The following is a 20872-nucleotide window of genomic DNA, read 5'->3' on the forward strand; positions in this document are numbered from 1 at the left end:
GGTCAAGCCGCCGTACTACGTTGATTTAAGAGGAATTCGACAGTCCGGATGCCGCTATGGACAAGTAGCTGTTCCAGTTCGGCCACGTCACCCGCCTGCACATCATCGGACGGAAGGGGGCCGGGCCTTGTTGATTTCTTGAGCTCCCTGAGCACACGCGCCTTGAGCGCTTCCGGCATGGCTGCGGCTTGCAGGGTGTTTTCTTGTTCGAATCCCAGCTCGTCGAGGGCCTGGCGCAGCTTTATACGCTCGACGCGAGTGAGTGGCTCGGCATGCATCGCCTTTCGTGCATACAGGGCGATATTCGCCATTGTCGGAACGATGATGGCATCCAGGAAGCCGAGCCCCTCGAGGTATCGCCTGGCCTTGCTCACGCTGCCGGCCAGATCCTCGCCACGCTCCGGGTCCAGCAGATCGACCTTGTTCAGGATGAATACGAGCGGTCGCTGCGGCTGCTGGGCGAGCAGTTCACGCAGCTGCTCAAGCAGCCTGCGATCGTCCCAGGTGCCCAGCTGGGCGGCGTTCAGCACATAGCACAGCAGCTTGAACGGCACCCGGTGAATCGCGTCCAGCATCAGTTCGCCGTGGCGCTCGTCCTGGCTATTGTTGGGGCCGGGCGTGTCGTGCAAGACCAGTCCGGGACCCAGCGGAAGATGCGTGCGGAACTTTCCGGATAGGTGGATGCGCCTGATCTGGGTATCCGCATTCCAGGCCCGCACCGCCTCGGTCGAGGCGTCGGGCTCGGTGATGATCTTGTCGCCGGCATCCGAGTAGCAGGTGCCCCGGAACGATTTGGCGGTCCGGCGGTGTTCGATACTGGTCAGGCATGCCGTCGTTGCCTCGTTTGCTGCCGGCAACAGGGAGCGGCCGACCAAGGCATTGATGAATGAGGACTTGCCGGCGCTCATGGTGGCCAACACCAGCACGTCGAACGTTTGGCGGGCACCCGCACCGCTACTTTTTTTACTTCTTGGACTGTTGTGTTTTTTGCGTATTGCCCGGATCGCCATCGAAGAATTCCTTGCCATTTTTTCTTACCTATATCGCCCCCCACGCCGAGATCCCAGCGTCATGGGACATGAGCGATCGTTCAGCAAAGCAATATCTGTTAGCTGTCGGTAATTGTCAGTATATATTTCAAAGCGGAAACTATACAGGCCCGGAGCGAGGCGTTGTTGTTAAACTGCACCGGATCGGTGGCAGCTACGCCGAGGGGTCTGAATGAGCCGGCGCGGCCGGCTCGAGGTGTTTCACCTGAATTGATGGCATTCTCAAGGTTGGCGCGACAAGTGGTGTCGTGCGCGACCAGTAAAGTCCCTTGGAGATTGCTTTTACTTGCTTGCCGGTGGGCGTATGGGGGAACAGGTGGAAAGGCTGGATCGCTCGCGGATGCCTGCTGGGCGGCTGCGGCTACGCTGTGCGTACGGCGGTGACTTCCGCCCCGCAGCTTGCTTCTAGGACGCTCAAGTTCGCGTCAACGGCTACCTGGGGAATAACCGGAAATCAGTAAATAGCTGAATTTAAAGGCTGATCTCAAGGGCCGCTAATCATCCGACCGGAATGATCAGCGGCCTTCTTCTTGCTCATGTCCGCCGTTAATGGCGCTGGACATCCTCGCTGGTATAGGAGGCAGCTTGGCGCGAGGCCGACCCCGCCCGCGACTCGTGCTGGACCGATGTCGGCCTTGCAGGCGCCTGAAAAGGGGTCTGGCGCAGGATCGACTGTGCCTGGGTTCCTGAACGCGACATCGACGATCGCCTCGCGCCGACAGCGAAGTCGCTGGGCCGGTTCAAGCCCGTGGCAACGACGGTCACACGCATGGCGTCGCCCAGCGTATCGTCGAAGACCGCGCCGAACTTGATGATGGCGTCGTCACTGGTCTGCGCACAGATGGCGTTCATCACCTGCTTGGTTTCACGCAATTTCAAGGTTTCTTCGGATGCGGTGATGTTGACCAGCACCCCGCGCGCGGCGCGAAGGTTCGAGCCATCGAGCAGCGGACACGAGATTGCCTCTTCGGCCGCCTTGACGGCACGGTCGTCGCCGGCGTGTTGGGCAGAGCCCATCATCGCCATGCCGGTCTGGCGCATCACCGTGCGGACGTCCTCGAAATCGACGTTGATCATTCCCGGCACGGCGATGATTTCCGCAATGCCGGTAACGGCCTTGCTCAATACCTCGTCAGCGGCGGCAAACGCCTGCTTTTGCGTGACATCGTCCCCCAGAACTTCTTCGAGGCGGCTATTCAGGACGATGACGAGCGAGTCGACGCATCTGGCCAGCGCCGCGACGCCTTCTTCGGCCACGCGCATGCGCCGCGGGCCTTCGAATTCGAAGGGCTTCGACACCACGCCGACGGTCAGGATGCCCAGCTCGCGCGCCACTTCGGCCACCACGGGCGCGGCGCCGGTGCCGGTGCCGCCACCCATGCCGGCGGTGAGGAACACCATGTCGGCGCCCTTGAGCGCGTCGGCGATGATGGTGCGTTCGCGTATGGCGCTTTCGCGTCCGACCATCGGGTCGCTGCCGGCGCCAAGGCCGCTCTCGCCAAGCTGGATCCGCTTTTCGGTCTGGGTGTTCGACAGGGCTTGCGCGTCGGTATTCGCGCAAATGAATTCGAAGGCGGGCAGTCCGGAGGACGCCATATGGCTGACGGCGTTGCCGCCGGCACCGCCTACGCCGATGATTTTGATTACCGTCTCCGGTTGGGGAACTTGTGATTCGGACAAGGAGGACTCCGTTTGAAGAAAAGACGATCGGCTGGCCGTGATTTGCCGCGACGAGCGCTGGCTATTGCCGAGCCTGATAGCCTACTTGCTGAGGCGCGCGCGCGAAAGTTCGTAAACGTTTCATTCGAAACCATTTGTAAGAGCGCGTGCAATTACGGTGAAAGAATGGCCTCGCGAAAGAGTTTCCCGCCGAGCTGTGTCCAGGCCAGTCCTTGATCATCTGCACGAATGATCAAGGGCGCTTTGTTGTCGCGATGCAGCCCCCAGCCCGCTCCCGCCGTGTCGTCCGCCCCGAATGTCGGGGATGTTCTAGAATGCGCCGATCTGTCTATGCGCGGCGCGTTTCCCTGTCCAGCTTGTGCGCAGAAGACGGCACCGAAGGAGGGCAAGCTTGAACGGGTCGGCATCCTGTTACGGCATGCCGTTTTCCAGCACATCAGCATAGGTTGGAAAGAACGATGAAACATTCAGCGTTCCGGGCATTGCAGGTGGGCACAGCAGGTGCCGGTGGGCTTCTCCAGGAGATGCAGGGGACGTTCCTGGAGCGCGGTATCGACCGTGCGCTCCAGGCGGTGCTGCGCGAGCAGCGGCCCGATGGCCACTGGGTGTACGAACTCGAAGCGGATGCCACCATTCCGGCGGAGTATGTGCTGATGGTGCACTTTCTGGGCGAACCGCCCGACCCGGCGCTGGAAGCCAGGATCGGGTGCTACCTGCGCCGCCTCCAGTGCGGGCACGGCGGATGGCCCCTGTTCCACGGTGGCGCCTACGATCCGAGCGCCAGCGTGAAAGCCTATTTCGCGCTGAAGATGATCGGCGACTCGCCCGATGCGCCGCATATGGTCCGGGCGCGCGAAGCGATCCGGGCGCACGGTGGGGCCGAACGCAGCAACGTGTTCACCCGCATCCTGCTGGCCTTGTACGAGGTCGTACCGTGGCAGGCGGTGCCGGTCATGCCGGTCGAGGTGGCGCTGCTGCCGCGCTGGTTCCCGTTCCACCTGTCGAAGGTTTCATACTGGACGCGTACCGTGCTGACGCCTCTGCTGGTGCTGTATGCGCTCAAGCCGCGCGCGCGAAACCCGCGCGGAGTCGGCATCGACGAGCTGTTCCTGGCGCCGCCGCGCCAGCTTGGTCCGGCAGCGTGCGCGCCGCACCAGAACCGGCTGTGGTTCTCGCTCTTCAGCAAGGCCGAGGCCGGCATGCGCAGGCTGCAGCCGCGCATGCCGGCGCGCCTGCGGCACCGGGCGATCGAGCGCGCCAGCAGCTTCGTGCGCGAGCGCCTGAACGGAGAGCATGGTCTCGGGGCCATCTTCCCGGCCATGGTCAACGCGGTACTGATGTTCGATGCGCTGGGCGTGTCGCGCGACGACCCGGATGCCGCCACCGCGCGTCTGGCAATCGACAAGCTGCTGGTCGACCGCGGCGACGAAGCCTATTGCCAGCCCTGCCTGTCGCCGGTCTGGGACACGGCGCTGATGACGCATGCGCTGCTCGAAACAGGGGCGCCGGAAGCGATCGAGGCGGCCATCCGCGGCCTGGAGTGGCTGCGCCCGCTGCAGATCCTCGACCTGCAAGGCGACTGGAAGGAGCGCCGTCCCGGTCTGCGTCCCGGCGGCTGGGCCTTCCAGTACGCGAATGCGCATTACCCGGACGTGGACGACACCGCGGTGGTGGCGATGGCGATGCACCGCGCCGACCAGTTGCTGCCCCAGCCCCGCTACCTCGATGCGGTCGAGCGCGCCCGCGAATGGGTGCTCGGCATGCAGTGCCGCGGCGGCCGCCACGGCCACGGCTGGGGCGCCTTCGATCCCGAGAATACCCACCTCTACCTGAACAACATCCCCTTCGCCGACCACGGTGCGCTGCTCGACCCGCCCACCGCCGACGTATCGGCGCGCTGCCTGTCGATGCTGGCCCAGCTCGATCCGCAAGCTTGCGGCGACCCCGGGTCGCCGGCGGGACGTGCGCTGGCCTGGCTGCTCGACGAGCAGGAAGACGGCGGCGCCTGGTACGGGCGATGGGGCATCAACTACGTCTACGGCGCCTGGAGCGTCATGTGCGCGCTCGGCGCCGCCGGACTCGGGATGGAGAGCGAGGCGGTCGCGCGCGCGGTCGCGTGGCTGGCGTCGATCCAGAACGAGGATGGCGGCTGGGGCGAGGACGGCGACAGCTACCGCCTCGACTACGACGGCCACCGGCGGTTCCAGTCGACGCCTTCGCAGACCGCATGGGCGGTGCTCGGGATGATGGCGGTGGGCGCGGTCGACGCGCCGGCGGTTGCGCGCGGGATCGCCTGGCTGCTCGAGCACCAGCGCCAGGACGGGCTGTGGGACGAGGCGCATCACACGGCCACCGGCTTCGAGCGCGTGTTCTACCTGCGTTATCACGGCTATGCGCGCTATTTCCCCTTGTGGGCGCTGGCCCGCTACCGCAACTTGCGTGCGGCGGGGGGCGGCAAGCCGGGGTTCGGCATGTGAGACCGGCGACCGCCAAGGACGCCCCGCTGATCGTGGTGTGCGGGCTGGGTTTCGAGGCGGCGATCGCGGCCGGGCCGGGCATGCTGACCGTATGCGGGCCGGGACCGCGGCGGGTGGCCGAGCGCCTCGACGCGCTGCTCGCCGGCCATCCGGAGGGAGCGCAAGGCTGGGCCGGCATCCTCAGCTTCGGCTGTGCCGGCGGGATCGACCCGTCCCTGCAGCCGGGCGCCTGCGTGCTGGCAAGCGGGGTGTGGACCGCGGCCGGACCGATCGCCGTCGACCAGGCATGGTCACGCGCCTTGCTGGCTCGCCTGCCGCAGGCTCGCGAAGGATTGCTGGCCGGGCTGGATGCGCCGCTCGCCACACGCAGCGCGAAGGCCAGGCTGTGGCGGGAAGCCGGCGTGCGGGCCTGCGACATGGAATCGCATGCGGCGGCGCTGGCCGCGCGGCGCCACGGCTTGCCGTTTGCGGCCTGCCGGGTGGTGCTCGACCCGGCCGGGCGCAGCCTGCCCGATTGTGCGCTCCTGGCGATGCGTGAAGATGGCGGCACCGACACGCTCGCCTTGCTGCGCGGCCTGGCCGCCACGCCACGCGAGATCGTACCCCTGGCCGCGCTGGCGCTGGACGCCTGGCGTGCCCGCCACACCCTGCGCCGCTTGCGCCGTCAACTGGGTGCGGCGCTGGCGCCGCCACGCTGAATCATTTCCCCTTCTCGGTGGCACGGCCGCTGCCCTGGTCCACGTCGTAGTCCGGCAAGGCCTGCGGCTTGCCTTCCTCGAGCTTCGATTGGCGCTGGCCCAGCCATGCATCGCGTACGAACAGGTATTTGTCCAGCGCCGCTTCCTCGAGCAGGTTGGTGGCGTTCAGGTAACGTGCCCGCTCGCTGACGAAGTTGACGCCCCAGAGCGTGTTGCGCACGGCAGGGCGCGCGTAATTGACCGGCGCGGCGTATTGGTCGACGCCGAAGCCGGCGGCGTCGCGGAAGGTGCTCGGTCCGAACAGCGGCAGCACCAGATAGGGGCCGCTCGGCATGCCATAGCGGGCCAGGGTCAGGCCGAAGTCCTGGTCGTGTTTCTGGATGCCGGCCGCCGTTGCGACGTCGAGGAAGCCCAGCAGCCCGAAAGTGCTGTTGACGGCCACGCGCAGCAGGTCGGACATGCCGTCCATGAAGCGCAGCTGGGCGAAATCGTTGAACATCACGGGCACATCGCCCAGATTCGAGAAGAAGTTCCCGACCCCGGTGCGGACCGGGCGCGGCACGACCCGGTTGTAGCCGCGCGCCACCGGCTGCGCGACGGTGCGGTCGATGGCGTCGTTGATACGCCAGGTGACGCGATTCAGCGGCTCGAACGGGTCGGCCGGATTCGCGCCTGGCCCGGTGGCGCAGCCTTGCAGCGCCGCGAGGCTGGCGACCGCGAGCATTCGGACGATGCGTGACGAGGCGGGAGGTTTCGGCTGTGCTTGCATACAGGGCCCGGTCGGGTGGTCGGTTCAGGAGGAAGAAGGTTCGAGCGCCGAGTCGGCCTGGTGCGGCCGCGCGCGCGGCTGGCCCAGCAGGATCGGCTGGAAGAACACGGCGCCGATCAGCGTACAGACCAGGGACAGCACGAGCAGCTCGCCCATGCTGGCGGTGCCCGGATGCCTGGACAGCCACAGACTGCCGAAGGCGGTGCCCGTGGTGGCCGCGCTCACGACGATGGCTTCGGTCAGGCCGTGCTGGAGCAGGGCGGCTTCGCCGCTGCGCCAGGCCATCACATAATATATCTTGAATGCCACGCCGACCCCGAGCAACAGGGGCAGTGCGATGATGTTGGCGAAGTTCAGAGAAATGCCGAGCAACACGCAGGCCTCGAGCGTCACCAGGCCCGACACCAGCAGCGGCACCATGGTCCGCAGCACATCGCCGAAGCGACGGAAGGCGATCCACAGCAGCAGCGTGATCGTCACCACGGCCAGGATCGCGGCCTGCACGAAGGCCTCGACGATCAGTTCGGCCGCGCCCATCACCGAGATCGGGCCGCCGCTCGCGTCCGGCGCAACCCGCTGCACGGCCAGCGCGAAGCGGCGCAGGTGTGCGCTTTCGGCGGCGGCGCCGCCATGGTCCGCGTCCTTGGCACGCCGCGGGCTGATGTCGACCAGCGCGCGGCCGTCCGCGGCGATCCAGTTGCGCTTGACTGCGTCGGGCAGGCTGGCGAGCGTCACCGGGCGGGCTTGCAGCGCCAGCTGCAAATCGGCCAGCGCGATCCGGAGCGGCCCGGCGACGGCCGCCTCGGCACGATCGCGCGTGTCGGGATCGGCCCGCGCCAATGCGCCCAATGCATGGCTCAGGCGGGTGGCTGGCGCGGCGCCGGGGCCGGGATGGTCGAGCGCCGCGTTGCGCAGCGAGATCGCGGCCGCACGCAACGCGGCCATGCGCGCGGCGTCGGGGGCGGGCGGCACGGGCTGCTGTGCCAGCACCGGCATCAGGACCTCGGCAGTCGCGCCGATGCGTTGCAGCTTGTCGGCCTGCTGGTCCGGCACCAGGCTGGCCAGGGTCACGGCGCGCGCTACTTCCGGCAAGCTGTCGATGCGTTCCGCTTCGGCACGGGCCTGGGCCAGCGAAGGCGCCAGCACCTGGACATTGTCGAGGCCGATATCGGTACTGCGCGACAGGGTTCGCAGCATGGCCATCGATTCGCTGCCCGGATCCTTCAGATGCAATGGATTGAAGTCGAATTCGAGATGGCGCAGCAGCGGCAGTCCGGCCGCCACCAGCGCCAGGGTACAGCCCAGCAAGGCCTTGCGGTGGGCCTGCAACGCCCGGTCGACCGGCGCCAGCCGGGGAAAGCCGGGTGCCGTCCCGCCAGCCGGCGGATCGAGCAGGCGGATCAGCGCCGGCAGCACGGTCAGGCAGGACGGCAGGGCGACGAACAGGATGCCGCAGCCGGCGATCTGTCCCAGCTCGGCCACGCCACGGTAGGCCGTCGGCAGGAAGGCCAGGAAACCGAAGGCGGTGGCGATCGCGGCCACGGTGAGCGGCAACGCGATCGCGCGGCCGGCATCGTTCAGCGCCTGCGCGGCGGTGGCCCGGCGCAGGTGCATCTCGCGAAAACGCACGCCGAACTGGATGCCGAAGTCGATGCCGATCCCGACGAACAGAATGGCGAACGCCACCGAGATTAGGTTGAGCGCGCCGACCATCATGATGCCCAGCGCAGCGGTCAGGGCCAGCCCGCCGGCCATCGTCAGGCAGACCGCAAGAATCAGTTTGCCGGAGCGCAGTGCGTACCAGAGCAGCGCCAGCACCAGCACCACTGCGAGGCCGCTGCTGAACAGCGAGCCTTCCTGGAGTGACGAGAATTCGTCGTCGGAGAGCGGAATCGGCCCGGTCAACGCGACGCTGGCCTGGTAGCGCTGCGCCAGGCGCAGCTTATGCGCGCTGGCGCGGATCGCGTCGGCCGCCGCCGCGCCGGGCATCAGCTCCTTGAAGTCGAGCACCGGCCTGATTTCGACCAGACTGAACGCATTGGCGGGCGGACTGGCCTCCACCAGGTCCTGCCAGGACAGCGCGGCTTGCCGTCCGGCCAGAACGCCCTCGACCGCGTCGGCGCTCCTGGCCAGCAGCGGCGCCATGCCGGGCAGGGCCAGCTGGCCGGTCTGCAGCGGCGTGCCGAGCGACACCGACAGCAGGTTGGCCAGGCCGCGCAGCGAAGGATCATGGGCGAGGGTGTTCAGCAAGGGACGGGCGTCGCGCAGCGCGTCGGTCATCCGGACCAGCTCGGGCGCAGGCAGGTAGAGCAGGCCGTTGCGCCGGAAAAATTCGTCACCTTCGCCCAGGGCGACGGAACGGAACCGGTCCGGCTGGCGGCCCAGGCTTGCCGCCAGCTCGCGCGCTGCCTGGGCCGCCAGTTCGGGCGCCGGCGCGCGCAACACGGCCAGCGTGGTGTCGCCGCGTTCCGGGAAGGCGGCCGCGACCGCCGCGTCGCGCTTTGCCCAGGGCGCGCCCGGGTCCATCAGGCGGCCGACGTCGGTGGTGATGGCAAAGTGGCCGGAGACGTACACGCAGGCGCCGGCCACCAGCAGTGCGAACGCTGCCACGACCGCCCAGGCATGGCGCACCGAGAAGTCGACGATCCTGGCGATCGGTGTGGTCAGCATGGCGTCATCGAAAAGAGGGTCCCGCTCATTAAACCCGAGAACGCATCGCCGCACCGCACGATTCGGCAGGCGGCGGGCGGCTTTGCGCTACACTAAACCGGCCCGCGCCACGCCGGGCTGCCAATCGGAGGATCCGACATGAAACCGTCGAGCATATTGCAGCTGGCGGCGCTGCCCCTGGCCATCCTGTGCCTCATGCCGTGCGCGCGTGCCGAGCAGGCGCAGCCAACCCGGCAGCTTGCGCCGTCCGAAGGCCAATCGCCGGACCAGTTGGTGAAATCCACGATCGAGCGCGTGATGGCGGCGATCCGCAGCGACCCCGGGGCGCGCGCCGGCGATCCGGAGCGGACCTACCAGCTGGTCCGCCAGCACTTCCTGCCGTCCACCGACTTCAGGCTGACGACACAGTACGCCGTCGGCCCGGCCTGGGCCTCGGCCACGCCGGCGCAGCGCGAGGCGCTGTTCACGCAGTTCCAGACCCTGCTGGCCCGCACCTATGCGCTGCAGCTGACCCAGATCCGGCAGCAGGACACCACGTTCAAGTATCCGACGCCGGCGCCGCTGGCGGCCGGCGCCAACGATGCGGTGGTCAGGACCAGCGTCGTAACCGGCGGCGACGTCATGCCGATCGGCTACCGCCTGCGCAAGACCGATGCCGGCTGGAAGATCTACGACATCGACATGATGGGAGCGTGGATGATCCAGGTGTATCGGCGCCAGTTCGCGGCGCAGCTGTCCGCGGGTGGCATCGATGGCCTGATCAAGTACCTGGCGGCGCACAACGCTGCGCCCTGAGATGGCCCCGGCGCCATTGCCGTGCTTCGAAGTAGTGCCATGACAGCAGGGCGGGAATGCCGAGCACGATTTCGCGCATGCGCTTGACCAGGGCCAGCGACAAGGCCACCTCGCCGCCGACGCCGGCGAGGTGGCCGAACAGGATGGTGGCGGCTTCCTGCACGCCGAGCCCGGCCGGTACCATGAAGCCGGCATGGCGTACCGCCTGGGTCAGGGCCTCGATCGCGATCGCGGTCGGCACGTCGACCGGATGGCCGAGCAGGCGCAGCGCGTACCAGGTCTCGAAGCTGCCGGCCAGGTAAGACAGCAGCTGCCAGCCCAGCGCGCGCAGCAGGCGGGCGTGCTGCCCGAGCAGGCCGGCGACGGCGGCGTCGAGCGCGGCGCCATCCGCGGCCAGGGCCGCCACGGCAGGCCCGCCGAACAGGCGCAGCGCCCAGCGCTCCAGCCGCTGGAACGCGGTCCCGTCGCGCAGCAGCCACCAGGCCAGCAGCGGCAGCGGGAGGGACAGCAGCAGGCTCGCGGCGATCACCCAGACCTGGTCCATGCCGGCGGCGATGTGCGCCATCAGCAGCACGCCCAGGCCGCAGAACAGGTACAGCACCGCGATCGTGAGCAGCACTTCGACGATCACGCTGGCCGTGACGCCGGCCGTGTCGGGCACGCGCACGCGCGCCAGCCGCACCCCGACCACTTCGCCGCCGACGCCGGCCGCCGGCAGCAGGCGGTTGACCGCTTCGCGCACCGAGGCGACCCACAGCAGGAAGGGCAAGCCGGGCGTTCGCGCCGGCGCGGCGCCGGGCAGGGGCTCGAGCAGGACGCGCCAGGCCCAGGTGTCGAGCCCAAGCGTGACCAGGCGCACCGGCACCAGCAGCAGCAGCGGCCAGCCGGCATGCGCGAAGGCGCGCAGCACCTCGTGCCAGCCCTGCCAGGCGACCAGTGCGCACAACAGCGCCAGGCCGGCGATCGCAGCGAGGATGAACAGCCGCCTCATGTGCCCAGCAGGTCGGCGAAGCCACCGAAGCGGAAGCCGCGCGCGCGCAGGCGCTCGCGCGCCTGTCCGACGCGCGGCGAGACCAGCGCGGCATACTCGTCCACGTGGCGGTAGCCCGCCATCGAGGCCGCGATCGTCGCGCCCGACTCCAGCGCCGGGTGCAGATAGAGTTCGCCGATGCCCGCCTCCGGCAAGGCTTGCAGCGCCGTCAGCAAGGCCGCCTCGTCGAAGCGGCCCGACAGGCGCAGGCCGACGATGTAATCGTTGTGCCGGACGCCGGCCGCCCGCAGCCGCGCGCGCAGCAGGAGCAGCCAGGGCCGCAGCCAGGCCGGCAGTCCCGCCTCGAGCGGCAAGCGCACCGCGGAGAGGCCGAATTCAGCGCCGATCTCGAGGATCAGCGACAGGACGGTCGGGTGCAAGTGGAAGTGCTTGTGCGCGTTGACGTGGTCGAGCGGCAGCCCGGTGGCGGCGAAGGCTTCGAACTGGGCGCGGATCTCGCGCGCCAGCTGGCGCCGCACGCGTGGCAGGAAGAAGAAACGGAAGCCGTCGCGCACCATGCGTGAGCCGAAGCGCCCGGAGGCGTCGACCAGGTCGGGGATCAGGCGCGGCGGCAGCACCGGCGCGCCGTCGGCCAGCACCAGGTGCAGCCCGACCCGCAGGGATGGACAGGCGCGCGCACGGGCGCTCGCGTCGCGCGCGGCCGGGGCGCCGACCATCAGGCTGGCCGCCGCCAGCACGCCGTCGCGATGGGCGCGCTCGACCGCCCGGTTGACGCTGGCATGCAGGCCGAAGTCGTCGGCGGTGATGATCAGGCCGGGGCCGGGCAGCGCTGCGGGTTTGCCGGCCACGCCGGCACTCACGTCTGCGATGCGCCGTGGGCGCGCAGGAAGCGGAAGAACTCGACCCCTTCGCGCAGGCGCCGCTTCGTCATCTCCCAGCTCTTCATCATTTCGCGCACGATCTCCCAGATCTTCGAGGGCCGGAAATAAAAGCTGCGGTAGAACCGTTCCACCCCATGGTACATCTCCTCGCTCGACAGGTGCGGATAGCTGAGCGCGGCCAGCTGCACGCCGCTCTCGTTGACCAGGTTGATGGTCTTGTTGGGCGGGATCCATTCGTTGTCGATCGCCTGCTCGTACAGCCGGGTGCCGGGATAGGGCGCCGCCAGCGAGACCTGGATCGTGTGCGGATTGATCTCCTTGGCGAACTCGATCGACTTGGCGATCGTTTCCTGCGTTTCGCCGGGCAGGCCGAGGATGAAGGTGCCGTGCACGGTGATGCCGAGCGCGCGGCAGTCGGCGGCGAAGCGGCGCGCGATGTCGGTGCGCAGGCCTTTCTTGATGTTCAGGAGGATCTGGTCGTCGCCGGACTCGTAACCGACCAGCAGCAGGCGCAGGCCGTTGTCCTTCATGATCTTCAGTGTCGAATAGGGCACGTTGGCCTTGGCGTTGCACGACCAGGTGACGCCGAGCTGGCCGAGGCCGCGCGCGATTTCCTCGGCGCGCGGGCGGAAATCGGTGAAGGTATCGTCGTCGAACATGATCTCCTTCACTTCCGGCATGTTCTCCTTGATCCAGCGGACTTCTTCGAGCACGCTCTCGGCCGAGCGGATCCGGTAGCGGTGGCCGCCGACCGTCTGCGGCCACAGGCAGAAGCTGCAGCGCGAGCGGCAGCCGCGTCCGGTGTACAGCGATACATACGGATAATTCAGGTAGCCGATGAAGTAATTGCGGATGTTCAGGTCGCGCTTGTAGACCGGGGCGACGAAGGGCAGCTCGTCCATGTTTTCGATCATCGCGCGCGGCGGATTATGCTGGATCGCGCCGGCATCGTCGCGCCAGCTGATGCCGTCGACCTCGGCGAGTGGCCGGCCTTCGGCGATGTCGCGGCAGGTGTAGTCGAATTCCTCGCGCGCGACAAAGTCGATCGCGCGGCTCGCCTGCAGCGAGGGGCCGGGGTCGACCATGACCTTGGCGCCCACCATGCCGACCAGGACGTCCGGCTTGCGTTCCTTGAGCAGCTCGGCGAAACGCGCGTCGCTCGGGAAGGAGGGGGTGCTGGTATGGATGATGACCAGCTCGTACGCCTGCGCGACCTCGAGCGCCTGCTCGACGCTGAGGCCGTCGGCCGGGGCGTCGAGCAGGCGGCTGCCGGGCACCAGGGCCGCCGGCTGGGCCAGCCAGGTCGGGTACCAGAACGAGCGGATCTCGCGCTTGGCCTGGTAGCGCGAACCGGCGCCGCCATCGAAGCCGTCGAAGGACGGCGCTTGCAGGAACAGGGTCTTCTTCATCATGGGCTCCGCCTGGGTTCAGGTTTTTCGAGGGAAGTCGGGGTGCTGCCTGCGCCGCGATCGCGACGGTCGACGCGCAGCCGGTGCCCGCGCCAGCGTGTGGTGGCACCGGCGAAACCGCTCAGCCATTCGAGCAACAGCAGGCAATCGCGCAGCGGCGCCAGCAGTAAGGCCGCCGCACGCGGCGCCGCGCGCCATTGCAGGGTCATGCGCGCGCCCAGGCCGGCCAGGGCGAGCGCCCAGTTCCACGGGTCCGGGGCCAGCCACAGGCCGAGCGCAAGCATCGGCAGCGTGAAGGTCACGAAGCAGAATGCATAGCCGGGCGGATTCAGCGAACGGATCGTCTGCATCCAGCGCCGTTCGCGCCGCCAGAGTGCGCGGAAGCTGTCTTCGGTGACGTCGGTCGACACCCGCACGTCGGACAGGACCGTCGCCAGTCCGCGCCGCCGGGTCAGCTCGCCGAGCCAGAAATCGTCCGCCAGGCGGTCCTTCAGCGCCTCGAGGCCGCCGATGGCCCGCAGCACCTCGGCGCGCAGCGCGATGGTGGCGCCGAAGCCGAAGTCGCTGCTGCCGCCGCGGCTCGCCACCGCGACCGAGGGCGCGAACCAGGTGTCGATGAACAGTGCGCCGATCCGGGTCCAGAAGCCGCCCGCCGCGTGCCCGTGGTAGAGGCAGGTGACGATGCCCACACCCGGGTCGGCCAGCGGCGTGGTGACACGTTCGAGGTAGTCGGGCTCGACGGCGATGTCGCTGTCGGCCAGCACCAGCCAGGGGTGGCGCGCCGCCGCCGCCATGTTGATCAGGTTGCTGACCTTCAGGTTGGCGCCGTGGACGCGCGGATCGACCACCAGCTGCAGGTCGAGTGCGGGGTAGCGCTGCCTGAGGCGCCCGACCACCGCGATCGCCGCGTCGTCCGGCGCGCGCACGCCGAACACGATCTGGTAGCGCGGGTGGGTTTGCGCGCACAGGGTGGCGAGATTGTCTTCGAGCCGCGGCTCGAACCCGCACAGCGGCTTCAGCACCGTCACAGGCAAGGGCGCCGGCAAGGCCGCTGGCGCCGCGACCGGGTTCCTGTCCGGGGGCTGCCAGGTGCGCGCACGGCACAGCAGGGCCGCCAGCGCATACAGCGTGGCGAGTAGGGTGAGCAGGGTCCCGGCAAGGGTATGCATGGGTGGCATGGGCTGTCGGTCCCTGAGCGCTCAGCCGGGCTTGGCGGCATTCGCCGGCGCCGCTTGTGCGGCCCGGCGTCCGCGGATTTCCTCGAGCTTGATGGCGACGTGCCGGGAGTGCACGTACTGCGCCGGCCGCTGGCCTTCCAGCGCGATGTCGGGTGCCATCGGCCCGGACGTGGCCACGCCTTTGAATGCGACCCTGGCGGCCGCCAGCGGGCGCGCGAGGGTATCGACCACCGCGCTCGCCTCGTAGCCGCTGTGGACCATGCAGTTGGCGCATTTCTCGTAGCGGCCGGTGCCGTAGGCATCCCAGTCGGTTTCTTCCATCAGCGCCTTGAAGGTCGGGGCATAGCCCTCGCCCAGCAGGTAGCAGGGACGCTGCCAGCCGAACACGGTGCGCGCCGGGTTGCCCCAGGGCGTGCAATGGTAGGTCTGGTTGCCGGCCAGGAAGTCGAGGAACAGGCTGGACTGGCTGAAGGCCCAGCGCTTGCCGCCGTCGCCGCGCGCCAGGATGTCGCGGAACAGCTGCTTGGTCGCGGTCCGGGTCAGGAAGTGCTGCTGCTCGGGTGCGCGCTCGTAGGCATAGCCGGGCGAGACGGTAATGCCGTCCACGCCGAGCGCCTTGACCGTATCGAAAAAGCCCGCGACCCGGTCGGGCGCGGCGTCGTTGAACAGCGTGCAGTTGATGTTGACGCGAAAGCCCGCTTGCTTGGCGCGCCGGATCGCCGCTACCGCGCGCTGGTACACGCCCGGCTGGCTCACGGCGCGGTCGTGCGTCTCCTCGTCGCCGTCGAGGTGCACCGACCAGATGAAGAAGGGGCTCGGCTTGTACTGGTCCAGCTTCTTTTCCATCAACAGCGCGTTGGTGCACAGGTAGACGAACTTGCGGCGCGCGATGATGCCTTCGACGATGGCGGGCAGGTCCTTGTGCAGCAGCGGTTCGCCGCCGGCGATCGAGACCACCGGCGCACCGCACTCGTCCACCGCGCCGAGGCAGTCCTCGACCGACAGGCGCTGGTCCAGGATTTCGTTCGGGTAATCGATCTTGCCGCAGCCCGAGCACGCGAGGTTGCAGCGGAACAGGGGCTCAAGCATCAGCGCGAGCGGATAGCGCTTCTCGCCGGCCAGGTGCTTGCGCAGCACGTAGGCGCCGACCAGGGTTTTTTGCAGCAGGGGGATGGCCATGGGGGTCTCCGGTGTGCGTTCAGGCGGTGCAGTCCGCCAGTTCGGCGGGAAGGCGGAACTCCACGCGTTCCACCAGGCCGTCCATCGTCGTGACGTCGACGGGGGCCAGGCGGCGCAGCGCGTCGATGACATGCTCGACCATCGCCTCGGGCGCGGAGGCGCCGGCCGTGATGCCGACCGTGGCGGCGCCGGCCACCCAGGCGGGGTCGAGGCCGTCGCCGTCGGCCAGCAGGTGGCTCGGGACGCCGCATTCGGCGCCGAGCTCGCGCAGGCGGTTCGAGTTCGAACTGTTGGCGGCGCCGACGATCAGCAGCACATCGACCTGGCTGGCCAGCTCGCGCACGGCGCGCTGGCGGTTCTGGGTCGCGTAGCAGATGTCGCGCACGTCCGGCCCGACGATGTCGGTGAAGCGGCGCTGCAGCACGTCGATGACGCCACGCGTGTCATCGACGCTGAGCGTGGTCTGGGTGACGTAGGCAAGCGGCGTGTCGGCCGGCAGGTCGAGCGCTTCGGCCTCGGGCTCGTTCTGCACCAGCAGCACGCGCCCGTCGATCTGTCCCATGGTGCCTTCGACCTCGGGATGGCCGGCGTGGCCGATCAGGATCACCACCCGCCCGCTGGCCGCGTACTGGCGGCCCTGGATGTGGACCTTGGCCACCAGCGGACAGGTGGCGTCGAGTACGTGCAGTCCGCGCGCGCGCGCGTCGGCCTCGACGGTGCGCGCCACGCCGTGCGCGCTGAAGATGCTGACGGCGCCGGCCGGCACCTGCTCCAGCTCGTCGACGAATACGGCGCCCTTGTCGCGCAGGCCGTCGACCACGGCCTTGTTATGGACGATCTCGTGGCGCACATAGACTGGCGCGCCATGCCGCTCGATCGAGCGTTCGACGATCTCGATGGCGCGGACGACGCCGGCGCAAAAACCGCGCGGCTGGGCAAGGATGACTCGCATAGACGCTCTCCGTGAAGGGTAGGGGGCGATGTTCCGGCCGGGCCACGCAAGCCCGGCGTATCGCGGGTACGTTCCGCCGCCATGCGACTACAATCGCGACACGGAGGTGCACATGGCTGGGCAGGAAAGGATATTGATTACCGGGGCCGCCGGTTTCATCGGTTCGGCGGTGGCGCGCGCGGCGCTCGCGCAGGGGTACCGGGTGCGCCTGCTGGTGCGCGCCAGCAGTCCGCGCGCGAACCTGGACGGACTCGATGCCGAGATCGCCTTCGCCGACATGCGCGACCAGGCTGCCGTCGAACGGGCGCTGGCCGGGGTCTCCAGCCTGCTGCACGTGGCTGCCGACTACCGCCTGTGGGCGCGCGATCCGGACGAGATCGTGCGCAACAATCTCGAGGGCACGAAAGCGGTGATGCGGGCTGCGCTGGGCGCCGGGGTCGAGCGCGTGGTCTACACGAGCAGCGTGGCGACGCTGCGCGTCGGACCGGACACCGTGGCTGCCGGCGAGGACCAGCCAGCGGCGGCGATCGACGCGATCGGGGCCTACAAGCGCAGCAAGATCCTGGCCGAGCGCCTGGTCGAGCGCATGGTCGCCGAGGATGGCCTGCCGGCCGTCATCGTCAACCCGTCCACGCCGATCGGCGCGCGCGACCTGCGGCCGACGCCGACCGGACGCATCATCGTCGAAGCGGCCAGCGGCCGGATGCCGGCCTTCGTCGAGACCGGCCTGAACGTGGTCGACGTGGACGACGTGGCGCAGGGGCACCTGCTCGCGCTCGCGCGCGGACGCGTCGGCCAGCGCTACATCCTGGGCGGCGAGAACCTCATGCTGCGCGACTTGCTCGGCGAGATTGCCGGCCTGGTGGGACGGCGAGCGCCGCGGGTCCGGCTGCCGGTGGCGCCGCTGATCCCGCTGGCCCACGCCGCGGAAGGCCTGGCCCGCTTGACCGGCCGCGAACCTTTCCTCACGGTCGACGGACTGCGCATGTCGCGCAACCGGATGTTCTTTTCCTCGTCCAAGGCCGGGCGCGAACTGGGCTACCGTCCGCGCCCCCACGCCGACGCGCTGCGCGCCGCGCTCGACTGGTTCAGGGCCGCCGGCTACCTGAAGTAGGGAGCGGCGCACGGGCAAGGGGGACATGGACGCAGGCATGGCGGCTTGCTCAGTTCGGGCGTTCGCGGCGCGGGCCGGAGGCGTGCGCCGTCGCGCGCGGCAGCAGGCGCAAGGCCAGGCGCACCAGGCGCGGCATCGTGGTGGGACGCTGCAGGCGCTCATCGTAGCCGGCAAAGCGCCGTTCGTTTTCTTCGAGGCAAAGGGCCAGCAGCTCGCGCAAGCCGGGCTCCTCGGCAGCGACCGACTGCGCTCCGCTCAGCGTGAAGTTATTGTCCTGGGTCGAGGCGTCGCCGTCGATCGAGCGCGCCAGGCCGATGCGTTCCCAGACCAGGAAGGCCCAGACGCGGGCGACCTTGGCTTCGAAGCGCAGGCGCCGCCAGATGGGCAGCTGCGCGCGATGCCACGCCAGCCAGTTGGCAAACAGAAGGATGTGCCGGCATTCTTCCTGCATCACGGGCTCGAAGGTATCGACCAGTTCGCGCGGAAACAAACCCGACCGTCGCGCCACCTCGAACAGGCCGAACGCAAAGAAGCTGTCGATGCATTCGCTGTAGCCCGTGACCAGGTAAGCCCACTCCGTATCGCTGGGCCAGGCATACGGCGCTTCGGGGGCCAGCGGGATGCCATAGGCCGCGACCATGCGTGCCAGGACTTCCTTGTGGCGGTTCTCTTCCCAGGCGTTGAGGGCGAGCGCGCAGCGGATGTCCGGGTTCGACACGGTGCCTGCATACGCCGCCATGCGCAGGCGCGCCTTGCCCTCGGTCTGCACCGCGATGTCCCAGATGGGCAGCGCGACGATGCGCGCGAGCGCCTCCGGATCGAGCGCCGGCCAGTCGAGCACCGCCGGCCGGTAGGGATTGAAGGTTTCACGGAACATGCGGCAGGTCTCGATCCGATGCAGATCGGAGCCGGGCACGAGCGGGCCAGTGGCCGCGCTGACCCAGCGCCGCATGCCCGCATCGGCCGCGTCCAGCGCCGCGCCGTCAGGGGGCCGGACGTCCGGCCGCGGCGGGCGGAAGCCCGGCACGAGCCGCTCGATATCGAAACCATCGTTCAAATACTCGCCCATGCGACCCCCATCGCAACGCGATCCCAGGCGAGCGATCATACACGGGTGCGACTTGCGACGGCACACGCGTAAAGCGAATCGATGAGGTCAGCCGTGCGGACGTTCTGCCGAAGTCATCGGTTCGGAACGGGGGCCGCCGGCAGGATCATTCGGGCTGTCCGGCGCCGCCGTCCTGGAGGCGGCGCGGCCACAGGAAGCGCGGCAAGGACAGCCGGAGTTCCTCGTCGGTCTGGTCGGGCACGCTCCTGAGGTCGAGGCTCCATTGACGCGTCACCTTTCCCGCGCGGATCTCGAGGTAGACTTCATCGTCGAAGGTCCGGCGCGGCGGATAGCCCGTATGGCGCCACTCGCCCCGGACCGCCCACAGCATGCCGTCGAGCCAGAAGGCCGGCACCGGCCCACGGCATTGCGGGAACAGCAGCGCCATCGGATCGTCGCCCGGGGCGCTCAGATGGGTCAGGTACAGCCCCCCGTCCTCCACGGCCCAGGTGGCCATATAGCCGTTCGTGTTCCACGGGCGCTTGGGAAAGCGTGGCCAGGACGGGCGCGCCGCCACATAGGGTTCGAGGGGATAGCTGTACAAGTGGTAGACCTTGCCGTCGACATGCAGCTCTTCGGGAAAGGTGTACGTCATCATGCATGCCCCATGCGCGCTTGCCCCATGTGCTGGTCGATCGCCGACAGCACGTCCAGCGCGCCGCCCGCGATGGCCACTCCCGGCAGCATGCCGATGTGCGGCTCGCGCGGGTTGATCCGGATGAGCGCGGCACCGGGCCGCTGCGCGATCCGGTGCGAGAAATGCCGCACGGTGGGGATGGCGATCCCCGCGCCGAGTTCGATGACGACCGGGCGCCGTACGCGATCGAGCCACTCGTGCCGGCGCACCGCCTGCCGGTCTTGCCGTGTGCCGATCCAGCCTGAATCGTTAAACATGAGAATGTTCGGGCGCGCCGGTCCCCCGCAGCGCAGGCAGGATGGCAGGGGGCCGAGCAGTTCGCAGCGCGATGCGTCGACGGCCGGCACGAAAGACGAAGCGGGCCAGACGGCGTCGGAGCACGGCGTCAGGCATTGCAGGTAATGAATCGATCCATGGCACTCATCCACCTGCAGCGGATCGAAACCGGCTTTGTCGAAGTGGCCATCGACGTTGCTCGTGAAAACAAGCGCCCCGTTCTGCGCCCGCTCGCCCCATCGGCGCAGCAAGGCATAGCCGCGATGGGGCACGGTGTTGCGGTACAGCGCGAGCCGGTGGCCGTAGAAACCCCAGGCCCTGCGCGGTTCGGCATGGAAGGCGGCCGGCGACGCGATGTCCATGAAGGCGGTGAAACTGGCCGCGAGCGCCGGATACGCTCGCCACAAGCCGGCATTGCCACGAAAATCCGGCAAGCCGCAATCGACGCCCATCCCGGCACCCGCGGCGACGACGATGCCATCGGCCTGGGCGATCAGGTCCGCGGCCTGCGCCACGGCGGCCGGGTCCGGGATCGGCATTCCCGGATCGATGCACGACACCGCCTTCATGCCTGCGCCCTGGCATGAATGCGGGCGTAACGGGTCCCGTCGCCACTGAATCCGATCGTCCACTCGCCACGCTGCGCCAGGCTGTCCGCCAGGGCGCAAGTGCGTCCGTAGCCGATCAGGAACTCGCGCTGCAGGCGCGACACCGGATAAAAAAGGTGGGTCTGGCCGCGTTGGCGCAACTGGTCGACCCAGGCAAGCGCCTGTTCCAGCAGGGGCTCGGCGGCGCCGCCGGCGTGGCGGGCGGTCTCGCCGGTGGGAAGCAGGCGGACGCGCGCGGCGCCTGCGCGCGGCAGGACCAGCAGTGCGACGACGGCAGCGCCGGACAGGCCGAGGAACTTCCTGCGTTTAAGTTGATCCATTCAACGATCCCTTCATGAATTGCGGTAAAGAAGTCCCTGCATGATAGGGACGGGCGGCGACAAGGCGTGTCGCATCGCCTC

General features: G+C 68.7%; 18 protein-coding genes. 4 read left to right on the forward strand and 14 right to left on the reverse strand.

What is annotated here, in order from left to right; all coding sequences use genetic code 11:
* Nucleotides 1-2 precede the first annotated feature (2 nt).
* Both ACI48D_RS20265 and ftsZ read right to left on the reverse strand, forming a co-directional pair.
* Entirely contained in the window at nucleotides 3-1010 is a 1008-nt protein-coding gene (locus tag ACI48D_RS20265) for a dynamin family protein (protein ID WP_435573053.1), read from the reverse strand.
* A gap of 585 nt (nucleotides 1011-1595) precedes the next feature.
* Nucleotides 1596-2729, reverse strand: coding sequence for a cell division protein FtsZ (gene ftsZ / locus ACI48D_RS20270; protein ID WP_435573054.1), 1134 nt, complete (start codon nucleotides 2727-2729; stop codon nucleotides 1596-1598).
* Nucleotides 2730-3253: 524 nt separating this feature from the next.
* Here ftsZ and shc point away from each other — a divergent pair.
* Both shc and ACI48D_RS20280 read left to right on the forward strand, forming a co-directional pair.
* Nucleotides 3254-5206, forward strand: coding sequence for a squalene--hopene cyclase (shc, locus tag ACI48D_RS20275; protein ID WP_435573100.1), 1953 nt, complete (start codon nucleotides 3254-3256; stop codon nucleotides 5204-5206).
* A complete protein-coding gene (locus tag ACI48D_RS20280; RefSeq protein ID WP_435573055.1) occupies nucleotides 5203-5904 on the forward strand; it encodes a phosphorylase in 702 nt (233 codons plus the stop codon). Before shc ends, ACI48D_RS20280 begins: the two co-directional genes overlap by 4 nt.
* A gap of 1 nt (nucleotide 5905) precedes the next feature.
* Here ACI48D_RS20280 and ACI48D_RS20285 read toward each other — a convergent pair whose 3' ends face one another.
* Together ACI48D_RS20285 and ACI48D_RS20290 are read right to left on the reverse strand one after the other, a co-directional pair.
* Complete coding sequence (locus ACI48D_RS20285) at nucleotides 5906-6628, reverse strand: MlaA family lipoprotein (protein ID WP_435573056.1); 723 nt, start codon at nucleotides 6626-6628, stop codon at nucleotides 5906-5908.
* 69 nt (nucleotides 6629-6697) lie between these two features.
* The gene (locus ACI48D_RS20290) at nucleotides 6698-9343 is read right to left on the reverse strand and encodes an MMPL family transporter (RefSeq protein ID WP_435573057.1); all 2646 of its coding nucleotides are present in this window, start codon (nucleotides 9341-9343) and stop codon (nucleotides 6698-6700) included.
* A 138-nt stretch (nucleotides 9344-9481) separates the two neighbouring features.
* On the opposite strand from ACI48D_RS20290, the gene ACI48D_RS20295 reads away from it, so the two are divergent.
* Nucleotides 9482-10138, forward strand: coding sequence for an MlaC/ttg2D family ABC transporter substrate-binding protein (locus tag ACI48D_RS20295; protein WP_435573058.1), 657 nt, complete (start codon nucleotides 9482-9484; stop codon nucleotides 10136-10138).
* On the opposite strand, the gene ACI48D_RS20300 is transcribed toward ACI48D_RS20295, so the two are convergent.
* From ACI48D_RS20300 to ispH, 6 genes are read right to left on the reverse strand one after another with little or no spacing between them, the layout of a single operon-like run.
* Nucleotides 10104-11129, reverse strand: coding sequence for a lysylphosphatidylglycerol synthase domain-containing protein (locus tag ACI48D_RS20300; RefSeq protein ID WP_435573059.1), 1026 nt, complete (start codon nucleotides 11127-11129; stop codon nucleotides 10104-10106). The two genes, ACI48D_RS20295 and ACI48D_RS20300, sit on opposite strands and share 35 nt — an antisense overlap.
* Entirely contained in the window at nucleotides 11126-11977 is an 852-nt protein-coding gene (hpnK, locus tag ACI48D_RS20305; RefSeq protein ID WP_435573060.1) for a hopanoid biosynthesis-associated protein HpnK, read from the reverse strand. The genes ACI48D_RS20300 and hpnK overlap by 4 nt, the downstream gene beginning before the upstream one ends.
* An 8-nt stretch (nucleotides 11978-11985) precedes the next feature.
* Nucleotides 11986-13419, reverse strand: a complete 1434-nt coding sequence (gene hpnJ / locus ACI48D_RS20310) for a hopanoid biosynthesis associated radical SAM protein HpnJ (RefSeq protein ID WP_435573101.1) — start codon at nucleotides 13417-13419, stop codon at nucleotides 11986-11988.
* Nucleotides 13419-14597 carry a bacteriohopanetetrol glucosamine biosynthesis glycosyltransferase HpnI gene (gene hpnI, locus ACI48D_RS20315; protein WP_435573061.1) on the reverse strand — a complete coding sequence of 393 codons (1179 nt, stop codon included), beginning with the start codon at nucleotides 14595-14597 and terminating at the stop codon, nucleotides 13419-13421. The genes hpnJ and hpnI overlap by 1 nt, the downstream gene beginning before the upstream one ends.
* A gap of 21 nt (nucleotides 14598-14618) precedes the next feature.
* On the reverse strand, nucleotides 14619-15776 hold the full coding sequence (hpnH, locus tag ACI48D_RS20320; protein WP_435573062.1) for an adenosyl-hopene transferase HpnH: 1158 nt from the start codon (nucleotides 15774-15776) through the stop codon (nucleotides 14619-14621).
* Between the two features lie 19 nt (nucleotides 15777-15795).
* Entirely contained in the window at nucleotides 15796-16728 is a 933-nt protein-coding gene (gene ispH / locus ACI48D_RS20325) for a 4-hydroxy-3-methylbut-2-enyl diphosphate reductase (protein WP_435573063.1), read from the reverse strand.
* 112 nt (nucleotides 16729-16840) lie between these two features.
* Here ispH and hpnA point away from each other — a divergent pair, with 112 nt between their 5' ends.
* Complete coding sequence (gene hpnA / locus ACI48D_RS20330) at nucleotides 16841-17842, forward strand: hopanoid-associated sugar epimerase (RefSeq protein WP_435573064.1); 1002 nt, start codon at nucleotides 16841-16843, stop codon at nucleotides 17840-17842.
* 49 nt (nucleotides 17843-17891) lie between these two features.
* Here hpnA and ACI48D_RS20335 read toward each other — a convergent pair whose 3' ends face one another.
* From ACI48D_RS20335 to ACI48D_RS20350, 4 genes are all read right to left on the reverse strand, one after another.
* Nucleotides 17892-18911 carry a ferritin-like domain-containing protein gene (locus ACI48D_RS20335; protein WP_435573065.1) on the reverse strand — a complete coding sequence of 340 codons (1020 nt, stop codon included), beginning with the start codon at nucleotides 18909-18911 and terminating at the stop codon, nucleotides 17892-17894.
* 145 nt (nucleotides 18912-19056) lie between these two features.
* Nucleotides 19057-19548 (reverse strand): hypothetical protein, encoded by a 492-nt coding sequence (locus ACI48D_RS20340; protein ID WP_435573066.1) that lies wholly within the window; start codon nucleotides 19546-19548, stop codon nucleotides 19057-19059.
* A complete protein-coding gene (locus ACI48D_RS20345; RefSeq protein WP_435573067.1) occupies nucleotides 19545-20432 on the reverse strand; it encodes an SIR2 family NAD-dependent protein deacylase in 888 nt (295 codons plus the stop codon). The genes ACI48D_RS20340 and ACI48D_RS20345 overlap by 4 nt, the downstream gene beginning before the upstream one ends.
* On the reverse strand, nucleotides 20429-20791 hold the full coding sequence (locus tag ACI48D_RS20350) for a hypothetical protein (protein ID WP_435573068.1): 363 nt from the start codon (nucleotides 20789-20791) through the stop codon (nucleotides 20429-20431). The genes ACI48D_RS20345 and ACI48D_RS20350 overlap by 4 nt, the downstream gene beginning before the upstream one ends.
* Nucleotides 20792-20872 lie beyond the last annotated feature (81 nt).

The organism is Massilia sp. LXY-6, assembly GCF_051233485.1.
Classification (GTDB): Bacteria; Pseudomonadota; Gammaproteobacteria; order Burkholderiales; family Burkholderiaceae_D; genus Telluria.